The organism is Bacteroidales bacterium (genome assembly GCA_022647615.1).
GTDB lineage: Bacteria > Bacteroidota > Bacteroidia > Bacteroidales > UBA932 > Egerieousia.
In genome coordinates this window covers 420,936-443,290 of sequence record JALCKZ010000001.1, presented here as the reverse complement: position 1 = coordinate 443,290, position 22,355 = coordinate 420,936, and the positions used below count along the sequence as shown (strand labels likewise).

The 22,355-nt window shown below is 41.8% G+C and carries 17 protein-coding genes and 3 pseudogenes; 15 read left to right on the top strand and 5 right to left on the bottom strand.

Features of this window, described 5'->3' with window-relative positions; all coding sequences use genetic code 11:
- Nucleotides 1-70 precede the first annotated feature (70 nt).
- Nucleotides 71-2,059: an LruC domain-containing protein gene (locus LKM37_01885; GenBank protein MCI1719765.1), complete on the bottom strand. Its 1,989-nt coding sequence runs from the start codon at nt 2,057-2,059 to the stop codon at nt 71-73.
- A 76-nt stretch (nt 2,060-2,135) separates the two neighbouring features.
- Nucleotides 2,136-3,144: pseudogene (locus LKM37_01880) on the bottom strand (LruC domain-containing protein).
- A gap of 1,188 nt (nt 3,145-4,332) precedes the next feature.
- Between LKM37_01880 and umuD the strand changes: the two are divergent.
- Together umuD and LKM37_01870 are read left to right on the top strand one after the other, a co-directional pair.
- Nucleotides 4,333-4,821 (top strand): translesion error-prone DNA polymerase V autoproteolytic subunit, encoded by a 489-nt coding sequence (gene umuD / locus LKM37_01875; protein MCI1719764.1) that lies wholly within the window; start codon nt 4,333-4,335, stop codon nt 4,819-4,821.
- Nucleotides 4,822-4,855: 34 nt separating this feature from the next.
- Nucleotides 4,856-6,160 (top strand): Y-family DNA polymerase, encoded by a 1,305-nt coding sequence (locus LKM37_01870; protein MCI1719763.1) that lies wholly within the window; start codon nt 4,856-4,858, stop codon nt 6,158-6,160.
- Between the two features lie 66 nt (nt 6,161-6,226).
- Here the strand turns inward: LKM37_01870 and LKM37_01865 are convergent, their stop codons facing one another.
- The 3 genes from LKM37_01865 to LKM37_01855 form a co-directional block, all read right to left on the bottom strand.
- Nucleotides 6,227-7,348, bottom strand: coding sequence for a hypothetical protein (locus LKM37_01865; GenBank protein MCI1719762.1), 1,122 nt, complete (start codon nt 7,346-7,348; stop codon nt 6,227-6,229).
- Between the two features lie 28 nt (nt 7,349-7,376).
- Entirely contained in the window at nt 7,377-9,416 is a 2,040-nt protein-coding gene (locus LKM37_01860) for a M3 family metallopeptidase (GenBank protein MCI1719761.1), read from the bottom strand.
- A 68-nt stretch (nt 9,417-9,484) separates the two neighbouring features.
- Nucleotides 9,485-10,372: a hypothetical protein gene (locus LKM37_01855; protein ID MCI1719760.1), complete on the bottom strand. Its 888-nt coding sequence runs from the start codon at nt 10,370-10,372 to the stop codon at nt 9,485-9,487.
- Nucleotides 10,373-10,886: 514 nt separating this feature from the next.
- On the opposite strand from LKM37_01855, the gene ssb reads away from it, so the two are divergent.
- The 13 genes and pseudogenes from ssb (at nt 10,887) to LKM37_01790 (ending at nt 22,308) form a co-directional block, all read left to right on the top strand.
- Nucleotides 10,887-11,303, top strand: a complete 417-nt coding sequence (gene ssb, locus LKM37_01850; GenBank protein MCI1719759.1) for a single-stranded DNA-binding protein — start codon at nt 10,887-10,889, stop codon at nt 11,301-11,303.
- A gap of 89 nt (nt 11,304-11,392) precedes the next feature.
- Complete coding sequence (gene cysS, locus LKM37_01845) at nt 11,393-12,943, top strand: cysteine--tRNA ligase (GenBank protein MCI1719758.1); 1,551 nt, start codon at nt 11,393-11,395, stop codon at nt 12,941-12,943.
- 51 nt (nt 12,944-12,994) lie between these two features.
- Nucleotides 12,995-13,696: a hypothetical protein gene (locus LKM37_01840; protein ID MCI1719757.1), complete on the top strand. Its 702-nt coding sequence runs from the start codon at nt 12,995-12,997 to the stop codon at nt 13,694-13,696.
- 12 nt (nt 13,697-13,708) lie between these two features.
- Nucleotides 13,709-14,719, top strand: a complete 1,011-nt coding sequence (locus LKM37_01835) for a GGGtGRT protein (protein MCI1719756.1) — start codon at nt 13,709-13,711, stop codon at nt 14,717-14,719.
- A gap of 133 nt (nt 14,720-14,852) precedes the next feature.
- Nucleotides 14,853-16,583 (top strand): asparagine synthase B, encoded by a 1,731-nt coding sequence (gene asnB, locus LKM37_01830; protein ID MCI1719755.1) that lies wholly within the window; start codon nt 14,853-14,855, stop codon nt 16,581-16,583.
- 202 nt (nt 16,584-16,785) lie between these two features.
- Nucleotides 16,786-17,412 carry a 50S ribosomal protein L3 gene (gene rplC / locus LKM37_01825; GenBank protein ID MCI1719754.1) on the top strand — a complete coding sequence of 209 codons (627 nt, stop codon included), beginning with the start codon at nt 16,786-16,788 and terminating at the stop codon, nt 17,410-17,412.
- A 4-nt stretch (nt 17,413-17,416) separates the two neighbouring features.
- Complete coding sequence (gene rplD / locus LKM37_01820) at nt 17,417-18,046, top strand: 50S ribosomal protein L4 (GenBank protein MCI1719753.1); 630 nt, start codon at nt 17,417-17,419, stop codon at nt 18,044-18,046.
- A gap of 13 nt (nt 18,047-18,059) precedes the next feature.
- Complete coding sequence (gene rplW, locus LKM37_01815; GenBank protein MCI1719752.1) at nt 18,060-18,350, top strand: 50S ribosomal protein L23; 291 nt, start codon at nt 18,060-18,062, stop codon at nt 18,348-18,350.
- A gap of 2 nt (nt 18,351-18,352) precedes the next feature.
- The gene (gene rplB / locus LKM37_01810; protein ID MCI1719751.1) at nt 18,353-19,177 is read left to right on the top strand and encodes a 50S ribosomal protein L2; all 825 of its coding nucleotides are present in this window, start codon (nt 18,353-18,355) and stop codon (nt 19,175-19,177) included.
- Nucleotides 19,178-19,200: 23 nt separating this feature from the next.
- Nucleotides 19,201-19,467: pseudogene (gene rpsS, locus LKM37_01805) on the top strand (30S ribosomal protein S19).
- Nucleotides 19,468-19,607: 140 nt separating this feature from the next.
- Nucleotides 19,608-20,000: pseudogene (rplV, locus tag LKM37_01800) on the top strand (50S ribosomal protein L22).
- A gap of 145 nt (nt 20,001-20,145) precedes the next feature.
- Nucleotides 20,146-20,976 (top strand): 30S ribosomal protein S3, encoded by an 831-nt coding sequence (gene rpsC, locus LKM37_01795; GenBank protein ID MCI1719750.1) that lies wholly within the window; start codon nt 20,146-20,148, stop codon nt 20,974-20,976.
- 117 nt (nt 20,977-21,093) lie between these two features.
- A complete protein-coding gene (locus tag LKM37_01790) occupies nt 21,094-22,308 on the top strand; it encodes a beta-lactamase family protein (GenBank protein ID MCI1719749.1) in 1,215 nt (404 codons plus the stop codon).
- Nucleotides 22,309-22,355: the final 47 nt, after the last annotated feature.

The window sequence follows — 22,355 nt, the reverse complement described above, 5'->3', positions numbered from 1 at the left end:
AATTCGTTGTATAAACCACCAACGCTGTTAAATAATTAACGGTGTTAAGAGGTAAATACTGCGTCAAATTTTATCTTGTTGTTTTATACCAATCCTTATGGACTGAATTATCTCTAGCCCATGCAGAGAAATAAGGGTATAGCAAACTAATCTCTGCCGACTCATTTGATTTGCTCAATAGAGGGGCCATATCGCTAATCTTTGCATTTTCCAAGTAGAAAGCAAATGGATAGTAGCCGCCTAAATTAAGAACATAATAAATGTTGCTGGCAGGGACTGAACAATCCTGATTTGTTCCAAAATAAACGGGATCAACCAAAGCTGTCGGGACCTTCATAGGCAAATGAACTTCCCATCTCTTGCCCGCAGTGGCAGTTATTCCCGGCAACATGCTTTCTGATCTGTATATAAAAGGATTAATAGATGATTCATTTGTTACATCTTTAGTTGAGCTGCTGCCGTAATCAACTGTAACTACGAAGGTTGAGCCAATATCGCTCTTCACATTATCTGTTAGAAGGACAACCTGTCCGCCCTGTTCTTTTGTCGCATTGAGAGTTGCACCATTCTTTGTAGCAGTGATAGTTGCGACGGCAGGAGCTGAATCAAACATTAGCCCAAGTCCATCCTGGTATGATGCAGCATTCTGATACAGAGTGAAAGAGAAAGTTTCCTTTACAATTTTATTGCTATTGTTGAAGTACTTTGTGTACTTGTAATCAGCCATTACGTCATTCATGTCAAAGTCTCCGCTCTTAGGCCACAAATCTTCAAATGCGTAGAAACCAGACCTTTCCAGAGTTGCAAGCGTACCTGTTGAGTTCACGATAGGTACATTTGTAATTGCGGGATTTGATGTAAGGGCAAATACAATATCATCAAAATTTTGGTCATTGAAGTGGTCCTCAAAGCCAACTATGATATCATTTGGATAATTCTCATCTCTGAACATCGCGGTCTGTGTCTTGCGCTTTGTGCTAAAGCCGGTGTCCGGGGTTGCCGGAGTTGAGCAGGCATAGAAAACTTTTCCGTTGTTTGTGTATGTATCGCCCGGGAATCCGGTAATGTACGTGTTCCACATGTTTGTAGCCAAAACAAATCCAATTCTAATATCCTTAGGGAATTTAGTGGTTCCGGCCGCTGTTCCGTCTAATCCATAGTACATTAACTGAATATAATCCCCAATCCACAATGCTTGCGGATATGATTCCAAATTGCCGCTGGACCATTTTATTTGGGAGTTAGGGACTATTGTATATACCTTTGTATCAGCTAGTTTAGCAGGCTGATGACCATTCTGATAATAATAATATCCTATAGGGCTGTTCCAGCAAGTACTGCCCATGATAACCATCATGGTAATTTCCGTATTATCAGCTGCTGTAAGAAGGTCTTCCTGAGTTCTATATATCTCTCCCAGCGTCTTGTCTATGTTCATTGTGCTGTTAGCGATATTAACCAAAGTTGTAACATCTGTTGTGGATGTTAAAGTAGCACCCGGAAGATTCTTGTAATTGACAATTCCTGTGTGGTCATCATAAGTACCCAGAACATCATGCCAGCCAAGGACTGCAAAACGGTTGGCGTCATAAGCGTATCTTGTTGATTTAGTGGAAAGCAGGCTGACTGCCTCTACGGCATTCTCTTTATCTGAAACACTAAGAACGCCGTTATTTACAGAGCCTTTCATTAGTCTTGTTCCGTTAGGCGTATCTGCTACCACGTAAACAGTCTCCGCGTATGCAGGCAAATGAAGTTTTCCGCTGAACACTCCTTTTTCATTTGTGTAGGCGGCGTCCAGGGCGGGAATAGTTGCATCAACTGAATTTGCTGCATCTCCTTTGCTTACAAGAGGATTCTTGTCGTAAACATGAAACAGCACTTTCCCGTTTGAATTGCTGTAACTTATTGTAGCAGAAACAGTTTGAACCGTTGAAAATGTCTGCGTGTTTGGCGTCTTATTCTCGCTGATACCGGTACTGTTTTTAACGCAGCCGGCAGCAAATATAAGAGATGATATCACCGTGCCCGTTAGGACAATATTCTTAATGTTTAACATATCGTGTATATATCGTTTTCCAAAATTTTCAAATAGTTCAATTCTATGCGGGACTCAAAGTGCAATTGCAAATATGTTATTTAGTTGTCTTATACCAATCCCTGTGGACTGTGTTATCCTTTGCCCAAGCGGAGAAGTAAGGATAAAGCAAACTAATCTGGGAACTCTCATTTGCAGCGTTCAGAAGAGGTGCCATATCGCTAACAGTTGCGTTCTCCAAGTAGAAGGCAAACGGGAAATAACCTCCGGAATTAAGGACGTAATAAACTTTGCTTTTTGGAACAGAGCAATCCTGATTTGTCCCAAAATAAACAGGGTCAACAAGAGCTGTCGGGACCTTCATTGGCAAATGAACTTCCCATCTCTTTCCCGCTGTTGCTGTAATTCCAGGTATCATGCTTTCTGACCTGTAAATGAAAGGGTTAATAGTGGATTCATTGCTAACGCTCTTATTAGAATTGCTTCCATAATCCAGCGTCACTACAAATGTAGAACCAATGTCAGACTTTAACATTATCTGTTAACAATATAACCTGACCGTTTTGTTCCTGTGTTAAAGTTACGGGAGCGCCATTCTTTGTGGCAGTAATGGTTGCATTACTAGGAACTTTATCAAACATAAGTCCGATACCATCTTGATAGCTTGCAACATTCTGATATAGAGTAAAAGAGAACTGTTCTTTTGTAATCTTATTTTTGTTGTTGAAGTATTTGGTGTACTTGTAATCCGCCATAACATCATTCATGTCAAAGTCTCCGGATTTAGGCCACAAGTCTTCAAATGCATAGAAACCGTATCTGCTTACTGATGCAAGCGTACCTGGTGTATTTATAGTTGGAACATTTGTAATTGCAGGGTTGGAAGTAAGTGCAAATACTATGTCATCAAAATTCTGGTCATTACTGTAGTCCTCAAACCCTATGATGATATCGTTTGGATAATGTTCATCCCTAAACATTGCAGTGTGTGTTTTACGCGTTGTGCTGAACCCTGTCCCGGCTGTTGCGGGAGTGGAGCATCCATAGTAAACTTTACCTTGCTTATTATAATAATCTTTGGCATGGTTATAATATGTATTCCACATATTTGTAGCAAGTACAAAACCTATTCTGATATCTTTAGGGAATTTGGTCGTTCCGGCCTTTGTTCCATCTAATCCGTAGTACTTCAACTGAATATAATCTCCAATCCACAATGCTTGCGGATAGGATTTATGGTATCCGTCATCCCAACTAACCTGTGCATTTGGAACAATAGTATAAATCTTTGTATCAGAAAGTGTTGCAGGCTGGTGCCCATTCTCGTAATAATAATAACCTACGGGACTGTTCCAGCAAGTATTGCCCATAATAACCATCAGGGTTACTTCTGTGTTGTCTGCGGAAGTAAGAAGGTCTTCCTGGGTTCTGTAAATATCGCTAAGAGTCTTACTGATATTCATTGTTCCGTTTGCTATGTCTACCAGCGTAGTAATATCTGTAGAAGATACTAGGGATGCGCCGGGGGTATTTTTGTAATTCACAATACCTGTGTGGTCATCATAAGTGCCTAAAGCATTGTTCCAGCCAAGGACAGAGAAACGGTTTGCATCGTAAGCGAATAAAGTTGGAGATTTTGTTGAAATCATACTTACAGTCTGGATGGAATTTTCCGTGTCTTTAACAGTTAATGTTCCATTCGAAATGCTTCCCTTCATAAGCCTTGTGCCGTTTGGAGTTTCTGCTAGAATGTAGGCATTTTCCAAATATGCAGGCAAATGCAAAGTGCCGGTATATACGCCGCTGTCGTTAGTATAAGCTGCATCAAGCGCAGGTACATTTGATTTTACAGAATCAGACACTCCCCCGTTGCTGACAAGCGGATTTTGGTCATAAATATAAAACAATACTGCCCCATGAGAATTACTATAACTGATTGAAGCAGAAACTTCTTGGGACGTAGAAAAAGTTTGCGTGTTTGGCGTTTTAGACTCTTCAATTCCCGATTCACTTTTGACACAACTGCCAACACTCAGCGCAAGGATACACAATGTGCTGAGAATAAATAAATTATTTCTCTTTAAGTTCATGATACATTTTTAGTGATACCGCAGCCTGGCCGCTCCGACGGTCATAAATCAATTTGAACAATTTCAGGCTGTACACAACTGCCGCAATTATACAAAATATAATTCTCATGGCAAAATTTTTGGCTGTTTAGTCGGCAAAAATGCTAAATTTATGCCCTGAAAATCAACTTAGTGTGTTAAAAATTGGCATAATTGCAAACAAATATGGGTGCAAAAAAAAATGAGGTGCAGACGGGCCAGGGCGGTGTCTTTCTTCCGCTTGCAGATGGTGGCATTAAGGCGGGATTTGCCTCTCCCGCCCAGGATTATGTAGAAAACGGCATTGACCTTAACAGGGAGCTTGTAAAAAATCCCGCCTCTACTTTTTATGGCAGGGTGAGCGGGAGCTCAATGATAGGGGCCGGCATAGAAGATGGAGATATATTGGTGATTGACAAATCTTTGCAAGCTCGCGACGGGGATATTGCCGTCTGTTTTGTAGACGGCGAGTTTACCCTCAAGAGGGTCAAGCTGGATGGGGAGGTGATTTGGCTGGTGCCGGAAAATCCTAATTATAAGCCAATTAAGATTACAAAAGAGAATGATTTTGCAATTTGGGGAGTTGTGACGTACACAATAAAGGATATCAGGAGGAAGAATTCAGAGAAAAAACCTGTCGGGAGGAGAATAAAGGCACAACAGGTCAAAAAGTAAAATTTACGCTTGCACGCTTAGCAAGAGATTTTAGATGGCAGATAGAAAGCTCATATTTGGAGTTATGGATTGCAATAACTTTTTTGTCTCCTGCGAGCGGGTGTTTAACCCGGCGCTGGAGGGGAAGGCTGTTGTTGTCCTTTCAAATAATGACGGGTGCTCAATTTCCCGCAGTCAGGAGGCAAAGGATTTGGGGATTAAGATGGGGACGACTGCGTTTAATGTGCAAAGAGAGTTTGTAGAGAAAGGTCATCCCGTGGAGATGTGCTCTTCCAATTATGTACTTTATGCTGATATGAGCCGGAGGGTAATGTCTGTTTTACAGTCAATTGTGCCCGATATAGAGATTTACTCTATTGATGAAGCGTTTATTAATTTCTCCGGAATGTCCAAGAAGCAAATTGATGATAAGTCTAGAGAAATTGTTTATAAGGTTAGGAAATTCATCGGGATTCCCGTCTGCGTAGGTGTCGGATATTCAATGACTTTGGCAAAAGCTGCAAACAGATTTGCAAAACACTTTAAGGGATACAAGGGGTATTGCTACATTGATACGGAGGAGAAGAGAGAGAAGGCGCTGAGGTTGCTGGATGTTGGAGATGTGTGGGGGATTGGGAGGCGGCTCTCTAAATTTTTAAAGTCTCACGGAGTAAATACCGCGTACGATTTTACGAAACATTCAGCCTATTGGGTTAAAAAAAATATGGGTGTAACAGGGCTGAGGACTTACGACGAATTAAACGGAAGAGCAGATTTGATGATAGAGGAAGATGCTGCCAGACAGAGTATTACAACAAGCCGCTCATTTGGGGAAATGGTTGAGGATAAGGAGCAGCTGGGTGTAGCAATTTCCAATTTTGCCGCATCATGCGCAGAAAAATTGAGAGCGCAGCACTCCGCGGCGGAGAGCGTAACCGTTTATATCACAACAAACTTTTTCCGCAATGATTTGCCCCAATATTATAACACGGCAACAATAGAATTCCCGGAGGCTACCAATAGCACCGTTGATATTGTAAGAGAGTGCAAAAGAGGATTGGATGCTATTTATCGCGACGGGTTTAAATATAAAAAAGGCGGAGTAGTTTTGGGGGGAATAATTCCTGAGGACCAAGTGCAGCAAAATCTTTTTGTGGAGAGCAACTATGATAAAATGAAGAATATCAACAATTTGCTTGATAGCGTAAATCATAAGTTCGGGCGCAACAAATTGCATCTTGCTGTGCAGGGGAGTACCGCCGCTTCAAACGTATCAAAGGAAAAATGGCAGATGCGCAGAGAGCATCTTTCTAAAAATTACACAACCAACCTTAATGAAATAATTACGCTCAAAGCGTAACAACTAATCTTCTAAAAGACTAGTCATTAGCTATATACGGATACAAATTCAAAAAATTTAGTGTAATTACCTTATGATATACTTAAGGAATTTTTTATCCTTAAATTCTTTCTCTGAATTGATAACCCTATGTGTTTGCTTTGCAAGTTTTATCTCAGTCGGATTAAATACTTCCGGATTTGAGACGTAGATTGCAGCAATTAAATCATAAGGATAATTGTATATCTTCATCTTCTCTATGGCCTTGCCAATAGGCACGGATGCTTTGATATTGAATATTTTATAGAAGGTCTGCTTATCTCTTGCCAAAAAACTTCTAAGCCCCATCTCTCTGTCCTGTTTTATAAAATTGGTTATTGCCTTAAGATTTTCCTCTCCCAATTTTTTATCCGGATATGCAAACCCTCTTTTTTCCAGTTTTCTCCCTAATCTTGGAGTTATTGGAGAGGAGTATGCCGCACCTTTTCCAATGAATGCGAAAGAGGTTCTATTTTGCAATGACAACAATGCCTCCGCTGCTGAGGAATCTGCGCGGAAATTGTAAGAACCATAGTCCGGTACAAGCAAATCGTTAATGCTCTCCCCGGTTTGCATCTTGCTTATAAGTCCTTGGACTACAATCTCTTTAAGATTATAATTTGTTGAGTCTTTAAATAATTTTTGAGCAGGCGCAAGAACAAGCAGCGTTACCTCCCCGGGATATTTTTTGCATATACTATCCAGCATCGCAGAGGGGGTTTGAATCTTCATGAAATATGGAGAATTTACAACAATCGCGCTCTGAGCAAGTTGCGAAAGATTGTGTTCCAGCGTAAGCTCATAAGCTCTCCCGTCCAAAGCAGTTTGTTTTAAATATTCCGCCTGTTTTGCAAGGTTGCTGCTGTCGGGATAAGCGATAGGTACGCTCACTCCAAAAAGATTTAGAAACAATTTTGCGCTTACTGCTCTTGGTGCCGGTATGTCTCCTGTTGCAATAATTCCCGCAATGTTAATGTTCTTGCATCCCGCAAGCCATGCAAGCGCCTGGGCATCATCAACATCCCTCCCAAAATCAGTAATCACTACAACTTGTTTTACAGGTGCTTTTGAATCAAATTTGAAGGGAGAATTTTTTGAATTATTAACACAAGCCGCAATGGAAATAATCATTGCAGCAACACACAAAAATTTGCAGCTATTTTTTATCATGGCGTTTATTTTATTCCCGACAGTTATTTTATATTTTCTTTCCCATTCCCAGCGCACGCATAAGAGCCTCTGGCTTAGGGTCTCTCCCTCTGAATCTGCGGTAAAGAACATCTGCGTCCTCTATATTTCCCATGGATAGGATATTCTTGCGGAAACTCTCAGCAACTTTTTTATTAAAAATACCCTTTTGTTTAAACAGTTCAAATGCATCTGCCTCAAGAACTTCCGCCCACTTGTAAGAATAATATCCGGCAGAATAACCTCCGGCAAAAATATGGGTGAACGCAGGGCAAAACGCAGTCCCTTTTATATGTGGCAGTACGGCACATTTCTTTGTTGCCTTCTCTTCAAATGCCAGCGCATTAGTTTTTGGAACAGACGTCAAAGTGTGCCAGGCCATATCGCAAATTCCAAATGTCAGCTGGCGTACGCTTGCATATCCGCTGTTGAAATTTTTAGATTTAACAATCTTATTAATAAGCTCTTGCGGAATAACTTTTCCCGTTTTATAGTGCTTTGCCCACAAAGAAAGATACTCTCTCTGCGCAGCCCAGTTCTCCATAATCTGAGAAGGCAGCTCAACAAAATCTGTCGCGACATTAGTCCCTGTCAGCGAGGAATATTTTCCTTCCGCCAACATTCCGTTGAGAGCATGTCCAAACTCATGAAGAATTGTGGTGACCTCATAAAACGTTAATAATGAGGGGTCTTTGGCGGTAGGTTTTGTAAAGTTGCAAACAATGGAGACAAAAGGCCTCCTCTCTTTTCCCTCTTTTGAGAAACTCTGTTCGCGGAAATTCGTCATCCAAGCTCCGCCTTTTTTGCTAGCGCGCGGGTAAAAATCTGAATAGAAAAGCGCCATGTGTCTTTTCTTGGAATCCGTTACGTCATAGACTTTTACATCCGGATGATAACCCGGGATATCTTTGGCTTCCGTAAAATTCAGACCATATAATTTATTTGCCAGCAAGAAGACGGCCTTCTGTACGTTCTCAAGTTTAAAATAAGGCTTTAGCAAATTGTCGTCAACCGCATATTTCTTTACTCTAAGTTTTTCCGCCCAATATGCAAAATCCCATGGTTGCAGTTTCCCTGTAAATCCTTGTTTAGCAGCATAGTCTGCAATCATCTTTACATCCCTTTTTGCATAAGGCAAAGAGCGTTTAAGCAAGTCATTCAAAAAATGCTCAACTGTTTTTGTGTTTTTTGCCATCCTGTTTTTTAGGGCGCATGCGGCAAAAGTTTTATATCCCAGCAGCTTTGCAACCTTCAGGCGCAGTGCAATCATCTTCTTGATAATATCTTGATTATCAAACTTTCCTCCAATGCATCTTGTGCTGCTTGCCCTCCATAATTTCTCTCTCAGTTCCCTCTTGTCACTGTATTTCATAAAAGGAGACATGCTTGGGAATTGCAAGGTGTAAACCCATCCTTTGAGTTTCATCTCCTTTGCAGTTGCCTCTCCCGCCTCTATTACATAATCAGGAAGTCCCTTTAAATCAGCTTTATCTGTGATGTGCAGCTTGAAGTCATTTGTTGCATCCAAAACATTTTTCCCAAACTTAAGGGAGAGCAGGTTCAGTTCCTGCAAACATTTAGAATACTCCTTTTTTGCTGCCGGCTTTAAGTTTGCGCCATTCTCTACAAAGGCTTTATATTTTTTCTCCAGCAATCTCTTCTGCTCTTTGTCCAGCTTCAGCTTAGCCCTGTGGGAATAAACTGTTTTAATTCTCTTAAACAGCTTCTCATTCAGCAAGATATAAAGGCCATACTGTGTAAGTTCCGGAGAAATTGTCTCTGCAATTTTCTGCATTTTGTCAGAGGCCATGCACTCATTCATGTTAAAGAAAATGCCCGAAACATCGTCCAGTTTTTCACCCGAATATTCCAGCGCTTCAATTGTATTTTCAAATGTGGGAGCTTGGGGATTGTTGATGATTTCATCAATCTCCTTCTTCCCCTCCGCCAGGGCAATTTTAAATGCCGGCAGGTAATCATCTTCTCTAATTTTATCAAACGCCGGAGCGCCGTATCTGTTCTTTGAAACGGTTAATAAAGGATTCGCCATAATATTTTATTTAAAAATCCCGACAGGTAATTTGTAATCTATCGGGATATAAAAGATTCATTTATAAATTATTGCACTTGTATTACAAGGTACTTGGTCTGCTCCCAGAAATCCGAAGGATTGGAAATTGTAAGCACAGCCTCTCCGTTAATGTTGTCTATAGAGTAGGTCCCTTTTGGATGGTTGGAAATAACCTTTGCCTTTTGTGCGTTAGTATTTATAGTTGAAATTTCTCTATAATCAATTTTGATGAATGCGTTTTTCTCTGCCTGATATGAAATCTTAGAAGATTTAAACAAGCCGCCTCTTGTAAGTACTCCAACGTTAATCAATTCATCTTTTGTACCTACAATGTAATATACGGAGTAAATCTGCTTATCCTGGGAAGAGATTTTATCTTTCATCTCTCCGCTCTCGGTATTTAATTTGGTAATATCATTTTTCAAATCAGATACGGCCTGGTCCAGAGATTCAACTTGCTTGGTTTTCTCTGCTAGCTGCAAATCTTTGTTTTGCAGTTGCTTAGACAAGTTGTCTATCATCTCTGATTTTTCATTTAGCTCTTTCTGGATGGCATTCAATCTTTTCTTAAATTCAATGGATTGAATCCTGTTATCATTCTTAAGCTGTTTGATTTTGTTCTTATACTCTTGAATGGCAGACTGAACTGCTGCAATATCGGCCTGAATTTGCTCCTTGTTATTTTGCGGGGTAGTAACTCCTTCTTGTTGCTGAACTGTCAAAATATTCTCCGTCTCCCTTATAGATTTAAGGCCCGCTTCAACCTCATTAAGGGTGCCAAACACCTCATCCAGCTGATTCTTTTGAGTACCATAATTGCCCTGCAGTGAATCTAACTGCGCCTGCAATGCTTTGTATTTACTGGAGCTCTCTACGCAAGAACTTAAGGACATGGCAAATATCACAAGAATGGCTGCCGTATATAATTTTTTCATTGTCTTACCTTTTGCTTTGCGAAAGTAGTCATTATTTTACACATAACGGTAATGGAGAGTATTATTTTTAACAAAAAGGTTGCATTTCTTCCGGCCAGGCAACGGCAGTTTTTTTCTATCGTTTTTAACGTTTTATAATTCCCGCATTTGCGATATTCTTCCCTCATTTTTGCGTTGTAAAAATCTGTGCGGCAATCGTCGCTGCAAAATACTTTGTCACTTCTCCCAAGTATAATTTTGCCGCATACCGGACACTTTCTCTCTCTCTGAATGTTTTGAATATTTTTTTCCATGTTTCTCTATTATTCCGCTGTTCGGATAACGTTCTTATTTGCAAATTTTCCAATATAAAGAGATGTATTTTTATTTGCGTGCCAAATCGTAAAATATTTTCCGAAACATGAAACTTTTTACAATTCCGGATTTTTTTATCTGTTTTTAAACGCTTATAATGTGGCTATTGCATGATATGTGATTTTACTTTGTGTCACAATTTAACTTTAAACATAAAACCATGGAAAGAACTTTAAACAAAGTAGAAATCAAAGGGAATGTGGGAGCGGAACCCAAAATTACAAATTTGGAAAATGGTTCTCAAGTTGTAAGATTTTCTGTTGCTACGCATGAGACTTTTAAGGCAAAAGACGGTCAGTTCAAAGAGGAAACAACCTGGCACAACATTGTCGCCTGGGCTACCAAGAACATGCCCGATTTTCTCACAATCAAAAAGGGCTCATTTGTAGAAATTACGGGAAGATTAAAGTATTCCAAGTATAAGGCAAAAAGCGGAGAGGATAAGTATGTAACTGAAATTATTGCTTTGAGGATGGCAATAGCTCCCTCTGCGGCACTTGCAACAGCTGGTTTTAACACGGCAACAGCAGAACCTGCCGCCGCATCAAACATTGAACTGGAGGGTGCCCCCATGTAACTCAGGCTGATGTCAATTTATTTTATTTGTTTAAATTTGCCCCCGTCTTATTCCGCCGTTTGCCGGCGGATAAAAAACGGGGGATTTTTATGACTAGAGATATTCTGATTTACAACACTTTAACCAGGAAAAAAGAAAAATTTACACCAATTACTCCGGGGAGAGTAGGGTTATATGTTTGCGGACCAACCGTCTATGGGGAACCTCATCTTGGACATGCAAGGCCGGGTGTTACATTTGACGTTCTTGTAAGGCTATTCAGAGAACTTGGCTACAAGGTCCGTTATGTTAGAAATATAACTGACGTGGGCCATCTTGAGCATGACAGTGATAACGGAGAGGATAAAATTGAGAAGAAGGCGCGTCTGGAAGAACTTGAGCCAATGGAAATTGCACAGACTTACACTATAAGTTTCCATCATGCAATGGACAGGTTGAATAATTTTCCTCCAAGCATTGAACCCCATGCATCAGGTCATATTATTGAGCAAATAGAGCTTATTAAAAAAATCCTGGACCATGGATTTGCTTATATAACAAATGGTTCTGTCTATTTTGACGTTGCTGCGTACAACAAGAAATATCATTACGGAGAACTGAGCGGAAGAAATTTGGATGATATGATGACCAATACCAGAGTGTTGGACGGCCAGGATGAAAAGCGCAGCCCCGCAGATTTTGCATTGTGGAAAAAGGCTCAGCCAGAGCATATTATGAGGTGGCCTTCTCCTTGGAGCGACGGCTTCCCGGGATGGCATCTGGAGTGCTCCGCGATGGGTGAAAAGTATTTAGGAAAAGAGTTTGATATTCACGGCGGCGGAATGGATTTGATGTTCCCTCACCATGAGTGTGAGATAGCTCAGAACAAAGCTGAGCGCGGAACCGGCGGCGTGCATTATTGGATGCACAACAACATGATTACTATCAACGGCCAGAAAATGGGCAAGTCTCTTGGCAATTTCATTACTCTGAATGAGCTGTTTACGGGCAGTCATAAATTGCTTGCTCAAGCTTATACCCCAATGACCATCAGGTTCTTTATTCTTCAGGCACATTACCGCGGAACGTTGGATTTCAGCAATGAAGCGCTTCAAGCCGCGGAGAAGGGATATAAGAGAATGATGCAGGCTGCAAAGGATGTAAAATCCCTAAAAGTTTCTGATGTTGCAAATGCCGGAAAAGCTGTGGTTTCAAACGCAGCTGCTCAGGAGAACAAATCTGCGGAGCAAAAAACTTTAATGCAGCAGCTTCAGGATTTATACAATAATATTTATGATGCTCTTTGCGATGATTTAAATACTCCGGTTGCGCTTTCATATCTATTTGAGGCTGTGAGAATTGTAAACTCCGCAAAGGATGGAAAAGTTGCCGTGGGAAGCAAGGAAAAAGAGATGCTGGAGAAGATTTTTTCTGAGTTCGCGATAGATATCCTTGGACTTAAGGATGAAGAAGATGGTGCGGCAGGAAACGGCGGCTCAAAAGTTGTTGAGGGGCTGATGAAACTTGTGCTGGATGAGAGAAAAGATGCGCGTGAAAAGAAAGAGTGGGCAAAAAGCGATGTCATAAGAGACACTCTTAACAATCTGGGTATCAAAATAAAGGACAATAAAGACGGCGGAACAGACTGGAGTCTGGAATAAAAATCTGTCGGGATTCTAAAAGGAAACAATAACAACAAATAATAAATTACGATGATTTATTCTACAGAAGTTGAACACATGTGTGTTGTAAAGAAGGGTCCAAACCATGGCCCCGCACCTATACCTGAGGAAGGAAAATGGGTGAAAGCCAAGGAGATAAAGGATATCTCCGGCATGACTCACGGAGTGGGCTGGTGTGCCCCTCAGCAGGGCGCCTGCAAGCTTAGTCTTAATATTAAAGATGGTGTCATTCAAGAGGCGCTTATAGAGACTATAGGATGTAGCGGTATGACTCATTCTGCTGCAATGGCGGCGGAAATCCTTAGCGGAAAGACAATACTTGAAGCTTTAAATACAGACCTTGTTTGTGATGCTATTAACACTGCAATGAGAGAGCTGTTCTTGCAGATTGTTTACGGTCGCAGCCAGTCTGCTTTTTCAGAGGGCGGACTTGTAATTGGAGCAGGTCTTGAGGATCTTGGCAAAGGTCTTACAAGCCAGGTTGCCACAATGTATGGTACTTTAAAGAAAGGTCCTAGGTATCTGCAACTTACAGAGGGATATGTTAACAGGGTAGCTCTTGATAAGAATGATGAAATCATAGGATATGAGACAGTTAATCTTGGCAAGTTTATGGAGGATGTTAAGAAGGGAATGGATGCCAATGAGGCGCTTAAGAAAGAGACAACTCCTCACGGACGTTTTGCAAAAGAGGATGGAGCTGTTAAATACATAGATCCACGTAAAGAATAAGGAGGAGAGATTATGATTAGAAAAGTAAATTTTGAGAGTCAGGAGCGCAGAATGAAGCAAGTGCTTGCCGCTTTGAATGCCAACGGTATCAAAGACATAGAGGAGGCAAATGCTATCTGCGATAAATATGGTGTGGATCCTTACAAAACAGTTGAGGAGACACAGCCAATTTGCTTTGAAAATGCAAAATGGGCTTATGTAGTTGGAGCTGCAATTGCCTTAAAGAGAGGATGCAAGGGTGCTCCGGAAGCTGCCGAGGCTATTGGAGTTGGTCTGCAGTCTTTCTGTATTCCGGGTTCTGTTGCTGATGACAGAAAAGTTGGTCTTGGACACGGAAATCTTGCTGCGCGCTTGTTAAGAGAGGAGACAAAGTGCTTCTGCTTCTTGGCTGGCCATGAGAGCTTTGCAGCAGCAGAGGGTGCAATTAAAATTGCAGATAAAGCTAATAAAGTTAGAAAGGAACCTCTTCATTGCATTCTTAACGGACTTGGAAAAGATGCCGCTCAAATTATTTCCAGAATCAACGGCTTCACTTATGTTCAGACAGAATTCAATTATTTTACCTCTGAACTTAAGGTAGTTAGAGAGATTAAATATTCTGATGGCAATCGTTCAAAGGTTAGATGCTACGGTGCAGATGATGTTAGAGAGGGAGTTGCAATTATGTGGAAAGAGGGTGTAGATGTTTCAATTACAGGTAATTCTACAAATCCTACAAGATTCCAGCATCCGGTTGCAGGCACATATAAGAAAGAGTGCGTAGAGAAAGGAAAGAAATATTTCTCAGTAGCCAGCGGCGGCGGTACAGGCAGGACTTTGCATCCTGATAACATGGCTGCCGGTCCCGCAAGTTACGGAATGACAGACACTATGGGCCGCATGCACAGCGACGCTCAGTTTGCAGGTTCTTCTTCAGTTCCTGCTCACGTAGAGATGATGGGCTTCCTTGGCATGGGTAACAACCCAATGGTAGGCGCTACCGTTGCTGTTGCAGTTGATGTTGCAACTGCCCTTAGCAAATAGGCCTGCTGCTCAGAAGAAACAATTTGTTAATATTTAGCTCCCGACAGATTAATTTTCCGTCGGGAGCTTTTTTGCGCCCGATTGTATTTAGTAACTTCGCCTTTCAAACTGTAACCATTAAAGTCTAAATACTATGTGCGGATTTGTAGGAGTCTTTGATATAGACCAAGTTAAGGAGGGTGATAAATTAAGAGAGCAAACCCTCAAAATGTCCAAAAAAATAAGGCACCGCGGTCCGGACTGGTCCGGAATTTACTGCAGCAAAAAGTGCATTCTTTCTCATGAAAGATTATCCATCATTGACCCTCAGAGCGGGAAGCAGCCGCTGCTTACAAAGGATGGAAAAGTTGCTCTTGCCGTAAATGGAGAAATTTATAACCACCAGGAAATCAGAAAGAAATATGAGGGGAAATATGAATTTCTTACAAACTCAGATTGTGAAGTTATCCTTGCGCTGTACAGAGAAAAAGGAGTAAATTTTTTGAATGATCTCAGCGGAATTTTTGCCTTTGCGCTGTATGATTCTGAAAAAGATTTATACCTGATTGCAAGGGACCCGATTGGTGTCATTCCTTTATATATGGGTTATGACAACGCAGGGCAATTTTATGTAGCCTCTGAGTTAAAGGCGCTTGAAGGAGTTTGTTCATCAATTGAATCTTTTTTGCCGGGGTATTATTTCTGCAGCAAGGATAAAAAGATGACAAAGTGGTATAGCAGAGAGTGGACAAATTATGATGCGGTAAAGTCTCAACCACTTGATGTTGAGCAGGCTGCAAAGCAGCTCAGGGTCTCCCTGGAGAGCGCTGTAAAAAGACAGCTGATGTCTGATGTCCCTTACGGCGTACTTCTGTCGGGAGGATTAGATAGTTCCATAATATCTGCAATTGCAAAGAAATTTTCTGCAAGAAGAGTGGAAACCGGAGATGCGCAAGAGGCGTGGTGGCCTCAGCTTCACTCCTTTGCGATTGGACTTAAGGGAGCTCCCGATTTGGCTGCTGCTAAGAAAGTTGCAGACTATATTGGAACAGTTCATCATGAAATTAATTATACAATTCAAGAGGGCCTTGATGCTTTAAGAGATGTCATCTACCACATAGAAACTTATGATGTTACTACAGTAAGAGCCTCAACTCCAATGTATTTGCTTGCCCGTGTAATAAAATCCATGGGTATAAAAATGGTACTTAGCGGAGAGGGCTCTGATGAAATTTTCGGCGGATACCTTTATTTCCACAAGGCGCCGGGTCCAAAAGAATTTCATGAAGAGTGCATCAGAAAAATTTCCCGCCTTCATTTGTATGACTGCCTGCGTGCTAATAAATCGTTGTGTGCCTGGGGAGTAGAGGGACGTGTTCCTTTTTTGGACAAAGAATTCATGGACGTTGCAATGAGTTTGAACCCTCGTTTGAAAATGGTGGTGAATGAGCAAAACGGGAATGCGAAATATATTAAAGGTCTCGACAGTGTAAAAAATCCGGGAATGGAGAAGTGGATTTTGAGGAAGGCGTTTGAGGATATGTTGCCGGAGGAAATTGCGTGGAGACAGAAAGAGCAATTTTCAGACGGAGTTGGTTACAGCTGGATAGATACTCTGAAGGATGTCACTTCAAAAGCGGTGACCGATGCAGAGATGAACAGAGCCGCCCAAAGGTTCCCAATAAATCCTCCGCGCAACAAAGAGGAATACTATTATAGGAGTATCTTTGAGGAGTGCTTCCCTTCTCAGACGGCCGCAAAGACCGTCCCTTCCGTACCGTCAGTTGCTTGCAGTACCGCTGAGGCGCTGGCCTGGGACGCATCCTTCAAAAACATGAATGAGCCAAGCGGGAGGGCAATGTCCATACACGGCCAAGCAAAATAACCCTTCCTGGACACATGCAAGGCCTGTCGTGATGCTTGTTAATGTGATTAACAGGCTTTTCTACAAAAAAATTTGCCTTTTCAGCAAATAATGTTACCTTTGCACCCCCTTGGAAAAATTCCTAGGGAGCCGTATCCAACTATTTGCAATAGAGTAAGGTGGCTATGCGGCTTATGTTTAATTTAATTACAATTAACAACCAATGCCTGGATTAATTGGCAAAAAAATCGGAATGACATCCGTTTTCGGTGCTGACGGGAAGAATATTCCTTGCACCGTTATTGAAGCTGGTCCGTGTGTTGTTACGCAGATTCGTACAGAAGAAAAAGATGGTTATTGCGCTGTACAACTTGCCTATGACGAGAAAAAAGAGAAACACACCAGCGCCCCTCTTATGGGACACTTTAAAAAGGCAAATACCACTCCTAAGCGTAAGCTTGTTGAGTTTGAGAATGATTACTCAAAGGAGCTTAAGCTAGGTGATTCTATCAATGTATCAGACGTTTTCAAAGATGCTGATACTTGGGTTGATGTTACCGGAATTTCTAAAGGTAAAGGCTTCCAGGGCGTTGTAAAACGTCATGGATTTGCAGGAGTCGGCGGCCAGACACATGGCCAGGACGACAGGTTAAGAGCACCCGGTTCTATGGGCGCATCTTCTTGGCCTTCTAGAGTGTTCAAAGGTAAGAGATTGGCAGGACACATGGGCGGAGACAGAGTTAAGATTTTGAATCTTAAAGTCATCAAAGTCATTCCTGAAAACAATCTGCTATTGGTTAAAGGTTCTATACCGGGAGCTTCCGGTTCTTATGTAATTGTGGAGGGTTAGTCCTATGGAATTAGCATTATTGAAAAAAGACGGAACAGATACCGGAAAGAAGGTAACGCTGGATGATGCAGTGTTTGGAATTGAGCCAAACGATCATGCTATTTATCTGGATGTTAAGCAGTACTTGGCTGATCGCAGACAAGGTACAAGCAAGACTAAAGACAGAAGCGAGGTTGCATTCAGCACAAAGAAAATTCTAAGACAAAAAGGAAGCGGCGGCGCACGTCACGGTTCCATTAAGTCTAACATCTATGTCGGCGGAGGAAGGGCTCACGGTCCAAATCCTAGAGACTATGATTTTAAGTTGAATAAGAAGGTTAAACAACTTGCACGTTTCTCAGCTTTATCTTACAAAGCAAAAGAGTCTGCTATCACAGTTGTTGAGCCATTCACTATGGAAGCTCCTAAGACAAAAGAGTTTGTGCAGATGATTAAAGATCTTAAAGTTAATCCTCGCAGAGTTCTTTTTGTAGTTCCGGAGTCATCAGATAACATAAGCTTGTCTTCCCGCAATTTGGAGAATGTAAAAGTTGCTACACCTAATACTATTAATACGTACGATATCATGCGTGCATATTCAGTTGTATTTGTTGACGGTGCGCAAAATTCTCTTAAAGCAGAATACAAACGTTAATATCTAAGCAATTATGGGAATTTTAGTAAAGCCGATAGTAACGGAAAAGATGACGGCACAGGGAGATAAGTTGAGCCGTTATGGTTTCATAGTAGACAGCAGCGCTAACAAGATTGAAATTAGAAAAGCTGTTGAAGAGAGATACGGTGTAACTGTAAAAGAAGTTAATACAGTTAATTACCATGGAAAGGCAAAGAGCCGCTATACAAAGGCGGGTCTATTATCAGGCAGAGCAAATAAGTACAAGAAAGCTTATGTAACTCTTGCCGGTGAGGATAAGATTGATTTCTATAGCAACATTTAGAGATGGCAGTACGTAAATTTAAACCGGTAACACCCGGTACTAGAAATAAGATAATCAGCGCATTTGATGAAATCACTTGCCACGTTCCGGATAAGTCTCTGCTTGCTCCTAAAAAGAGCACAGGCGGCCGTAACAATGAGGGTAAGATGACAATGCGCTATATTGGCGGCGGACATAAACAAATGTATCGTATTGTAGACTTCCTTAGAAACAAGGATAACTACAAGGCAACCGTCAAAACAATTGAATATGATCCAAACCGCAGTGCAAGAATTGCGCTTGTGGTTTATGAAGATGGAGAGAAACGTTACATTATTGCTCCAAAGGGTTTGAAGGTTGGGCAGAAGATTGCTTCCGGTCCCGGCGTTGCACCTGAGGTTGGCAATACAGTACTTCTTTCTGAAGTTCCTCTTGGAACTATGCTTCACAACATTGAGCTTATCCCCGGACAGGGAGGTGCTATGGCACGCAGCGCAGGTTGTTATGCTCAGATAATTGCAAGAGAAGGTAACCATGCAGTTCTTAAATTGCCTTCAGGCGAGACAAGAATGGTACTTGTAACTTGCAGAGCTACAGTTGGTATAGTTTCAAATCCTGACCATAACCTGGAGTCTCACGGTAAAGCGGGACGCAAGAGATGGCTTGGAGTTAGACCAAGAAACAGAGGCGTTGTTATGAACCCAGTTGATCACCCTATGGGTGGTGGTGAAGGACGTGCCTCAGGAGGACATCCTAGAAGTAGAAAGGGCATTCCTGCAAAGGGTTACAAGACAAGGAATCCTAAGAAGACTTCTAAGAAGTTTATTATTGAAAGAAGGAAAAAGTAACGGAATAAAACTGATTAGAGATTATGAGTCGTTCAATTAAAAAAGGTCCATACATTGAGGCCTCTCTAGAAAAGAGAATTCTTGCTATGAATAAATCTAACAAGAAAGAGGTTGTAAAAACATGGTCAAGATCTAGTATGATTTCTCCGGATTTCGTAGGTCATACAGTAGCCGTTCATAACGGAAACAAGTTTATTCCCGTTTACGTTACAGAAAATATGGTAGGTCACAAGCTTGGTGAATTTGCTCCAACTCGCACATTCAGAGGACATAGCGGTAATCACAATGAGGAAGCCGCAGCAGCAGCACCATCGGGAACTGCAGTAAAGGCAGCTCCAGGCGCAGCACCAGCGGCAGCAGCTAAGCCGGCCGCAGCAGCACCCGCAGCAAAACCCGCCGCTAAGTAATTAATGATTAAAAAGACATTACGATGGGAAAAAGAAAAAGACTAATGGCCGAGCGCCAGAAAGCTATAAAAGCAGAGACTGCCGTTGCAAAGTTAAATGATGTACCTACTTCTCCCCGCAAAATGCGCTATGTAGCAGATACTATCAGAGGCGTTGAAGTCAACAGAGCTCTGGATCTTCTAAAGTATTCAAAGAAAGAGGCTTCCGCAAGACTTGCCAAACTCCTTAAGAGTGCAATTACAAATTGGGAGAGCAAGAATGAGGCGGATAGAAAAGAGCTTGATAACGGCAACGTAGTTGTCAAATCTATTACGGTTGGACAAGGACGTACGCTTAAGAGAATCAGAACTGCTCCTCAGGGCAGAGCTGCAAGAGTTAGGAAACGTTCAAATCACGTTACTATCATTCTTGATAAAAAAGCTGTTAAAGAGACAGTAGAAAAAGTTAACAAGACCGCTGCACCAAAACCTGCAGCAAAACCGGTTGCAAAGCCGGCAGCTAAGACAGCAGCTAAAAAACCGGCTGCTAAAAAAGCTGCAGTAAAAGCGGAGGAAAAGTAATATGGGACAGAAAACAAATCCAATTAGCAACAGACTTGGAATTATCCGCGGTTGGGATTCCAACTGGTATGGCGGCGATGATTACGCTGCAAAGATTCTGGAAGATAACAAAATCCGCAAGTACTTGACAGCCAGATTGGCTAACGCAAGCATTTCCAAGATTGTTATTGAGAGAACTCTTAAGCTGATAACAGTTACAATTCATACTGCAAAGCCGGGAGTTATTATCGGCAAAGGCGGTGCGGAAGTTGACAAACTAAAAGAAGAGTTGAAGAAGATTTCCAATAAGGAAGTTCAAATCAATATTTTTGAAGTTAAGCATCCGGAGATTGATGCAAACATTATTGCAAACAGTATTGCCCGTCAGGTAGAGGGAAGAGTTTCTTACAGAAGAGCAATCAAGATGGCTGTTGCAACCACCATGAGACTTGGTGCTGAGGGAATTAAGGTTCTTATCAGCGGACGTCTTGGCGGTGCTGAAATGGCCAGAACTGAGATGTTCAAAGAGGGAAGAACTCCTCTTCATACTTTCCGTGCAGATATTGACTATGCGCTTGCAGAGGCAAACACAAAGGTCGGCCTGCTTGGAATTAAAGTATGGGTTTGCAACGGTGAAGTTTACGGAAAGAAAGATCTTTCTCCTAACGCAGGTGTAAGTGCTAATGACAGAGCACGTAACGCCGGCGGACGCGGCGGAGACGACCGCAGGGGAAGAGGTCCTCGCGGAGACAGAGGAGATCGCAGACCTCGCGGAGACAGAAATGACAGAGGCGAGAGAGGCGACAGACCAAGAACTCCAAGAGCGCCAAGAGCTCCAAGACCGGAAGCATAACAATCAGCAATTTGATTTAGTAATTTTGCCTCGCGATGGATTTTCTATCGCGAGGCTTTTTATTTGCAAAAAGTTCCGCATCGCAACTTTCATGATAACTAAAAAGAGACTATAAATATGAAAAAATTATTTTTGACGATTGCTGCATTTGCTTTATCTGTAGTAGTTTATGCGCAGCCGCAATATTTAAAACATGTGACTCCGGCCCAGGCGGGCATGGATGCCGCAAAACTTGCGCGGGTGGATACTATTATGAATCACGCAGTTAAAGTAAAAGATATTCCCGGCGGCGTTGTTGCAATTGTCAGAGGAGACAAGATAGTTTATCTAAAAGCATTTGGGCACAAGTCTGTATATCCGACAGTTACGCCCATGACAACTAATACGGTATTTGACCTTGCATCATGCAGCAAATCAGTATCCACTGCAATCTGCATCATGCAGCTAATGGAGAAAGGATATATAAAACTTAATGATAACGTAGATAGATTTATTCCTGATTATCAGCCTTATGTAGACCCCGCTACAGGAGAGAAAACAGACATTACAATTTTGGATTTGCTTACTCATTCCAGCGGTCTGCCCGCTTATGTAAATCCTTCTGAGATAGAAAAGCAGTATGGGAATGACGACCCAAAGAGTTTGATAGATTGGATAGCGCATTGCAAAAGAGATTTCAAACCCGGGGAAAAATTCCAGTATAGCTGTCTGAATTTCATTACATTGCAAAATGTGCTGCAGAATATTACAGGCGAGAAACTTTGTGACTATGCCCAGAAAAATGTTTTTGACAAGCTGGGCATGGAGCACACAACATACAGTCCTAAACTTCAAAATAAAACTGCAATCATGAAGCTGGTTGCTCCAACAGAAATCCAGCCGGACAGTACTTGTCTTTTGGGAGAAGTTCATGACCCTCTTGCGAGAATCATTGGAAAAGGAAATTCCGGGAACGCCGGAGTGTTCTCATCTGCAGAGGATTTATCTCTTCTTGCGGCCGCGCTGATGAACGGCGGAGCTTATGGCGGCAGGAGGATTCTTAGTCCTCAGACAGTGAAGACTATGACTAGAGTTCCCGACAGTGTCAAAAAGCTTGGACGCTCTCTTGGATGGGACAATTACTCACCCTACGCATCACAGCTTGGAAACTTTTTCACCCCTTATGTAACTTTTGGACATTCCGGATACACCGGCACTTCCATAGCAATTGACCCTGTTACAAAAACAGCTGTTATCATTCTTGCCCACAGGGTACACCCGCGCGATGAAGGCGGCACTGTTAGAAATAGCTGCCTGATAGCAAACGTTGTTGCCAGCTCTATTATAGAATAATTCTAAATAACTTGCTTTTGCAGGCCATTTTTTATATATTTGCAGCA

Bases quoted from the DNA above. Each gene is read 5' to 3' on its own strand.
- LKM37_01885 (MCI1719765.1), bottom strand. From the start codon at position 2,059: ATGTTAAACATTAAGAATATTGTCCTAACGGGCACGGTGATATCATCT.
- umuD (MCI1719764.1), top strand. From the start codon at position 4,333: ATGGGTGCAAAAAAAAATGAGGTGCAGACGGGCCAGGGCGGTGTCTTT.
- LKM37_01870 (MCI1719763.1), top strand. From the start codon at position 4,856: ATGGCAGATAGAAAGCTCATATTTGGAGTTATGGATTGCAATAACTTT.
- LKM37_01865 (MCI1719762.1), bottom strand. From the start codon at position 7,348: ATGATAAAAAATAGCTGCAAATTTTTGTGTGTTGCTGCAATGATTATT.
- LKM37_01860 (MCI1719761.1), bottom strand. From the start codon at position 9,416: ATGGCGAATCCTTTATTAACCGTTTCAAAGAACAGATACGGCGCTCCG.
- LKM37_01855 (MCI1719760.1), bottom strand. From the start codon at position 10,372: ATGAAAAAATTATATACGGCAGCCATTCTTGTGATATTTGCCATGTCC.
- ssb (MCI1719759.1), top strand. From the start codon at position 10,887: ATGGAAAGAACTTTAAACAAAGTAGAAATCAAAGGGAATGTGGGAGCG.
- cysS (MCI1719758.1), top strand. From the start codon at position 11,393: ATGACTAGAGATATTCTGATTTACAACACTTTAACCAGGAAAAAAGAA.
- LKM37_01840 (MCI1719757.1), top strand. From the start codon at position 12,995: ATGATTTATTCTACAGAAGTTGAACACATGTGTGTTGTAAAGAAGGGT.
- LKM37_01835 (MCI1719756.1), top strand. From the start codon at position 13,709: ATGATTAGAAAAGTAAATTTTGAGAGTCAGGAGCGCAGAATGAAGCAA.
- asnB (MCI1719755.1), top strand. From the start codon at position 14,853: ATGTGCGGATTTGTAGGAGTCTTTGATATAGACCAAGTTAAGGAGGGT.
- rplC (MCI1719754.1), top strand. From the start codon at position 16,786: ATGCCTGGATTAATTGGCAAAAAAATCGGAATGACATCCGTTTTCGGT.
- rplD (MCI1719753.1), top strand. From the start codon at position 17,417: ATGGAATTAGCATTATTGAAAAAAGACGGAACAGATACCGGAAAGAAG.
- rplW (MCI1719752.1), top strand. From the start codon at position 18,060: ATGGGAATTTTAGTAAAGCCGATAGTAACGGAAAAGATGACGGCACAG.
- rplB (MCI1719751.1), top strand. From the start codon at position 18,353: ATGGCAGTACGTAAATTTAAACCGGTAACACCCGGTACTAGAAATAAG.
- rpsC (MCI1719750.1), top strand. From the start codon at position 20,146: ATGGGACAGAAAACAAATCCAATTAGCAACAGACTTGGAATTATCCGC.
- LKM37_01790 (MCI1719749.1), top strand. From the start codon at position 21,094: ATGAAAAAATTATTTTTGACGATTGCTGCATTTGCTTTATCTGTAGTA.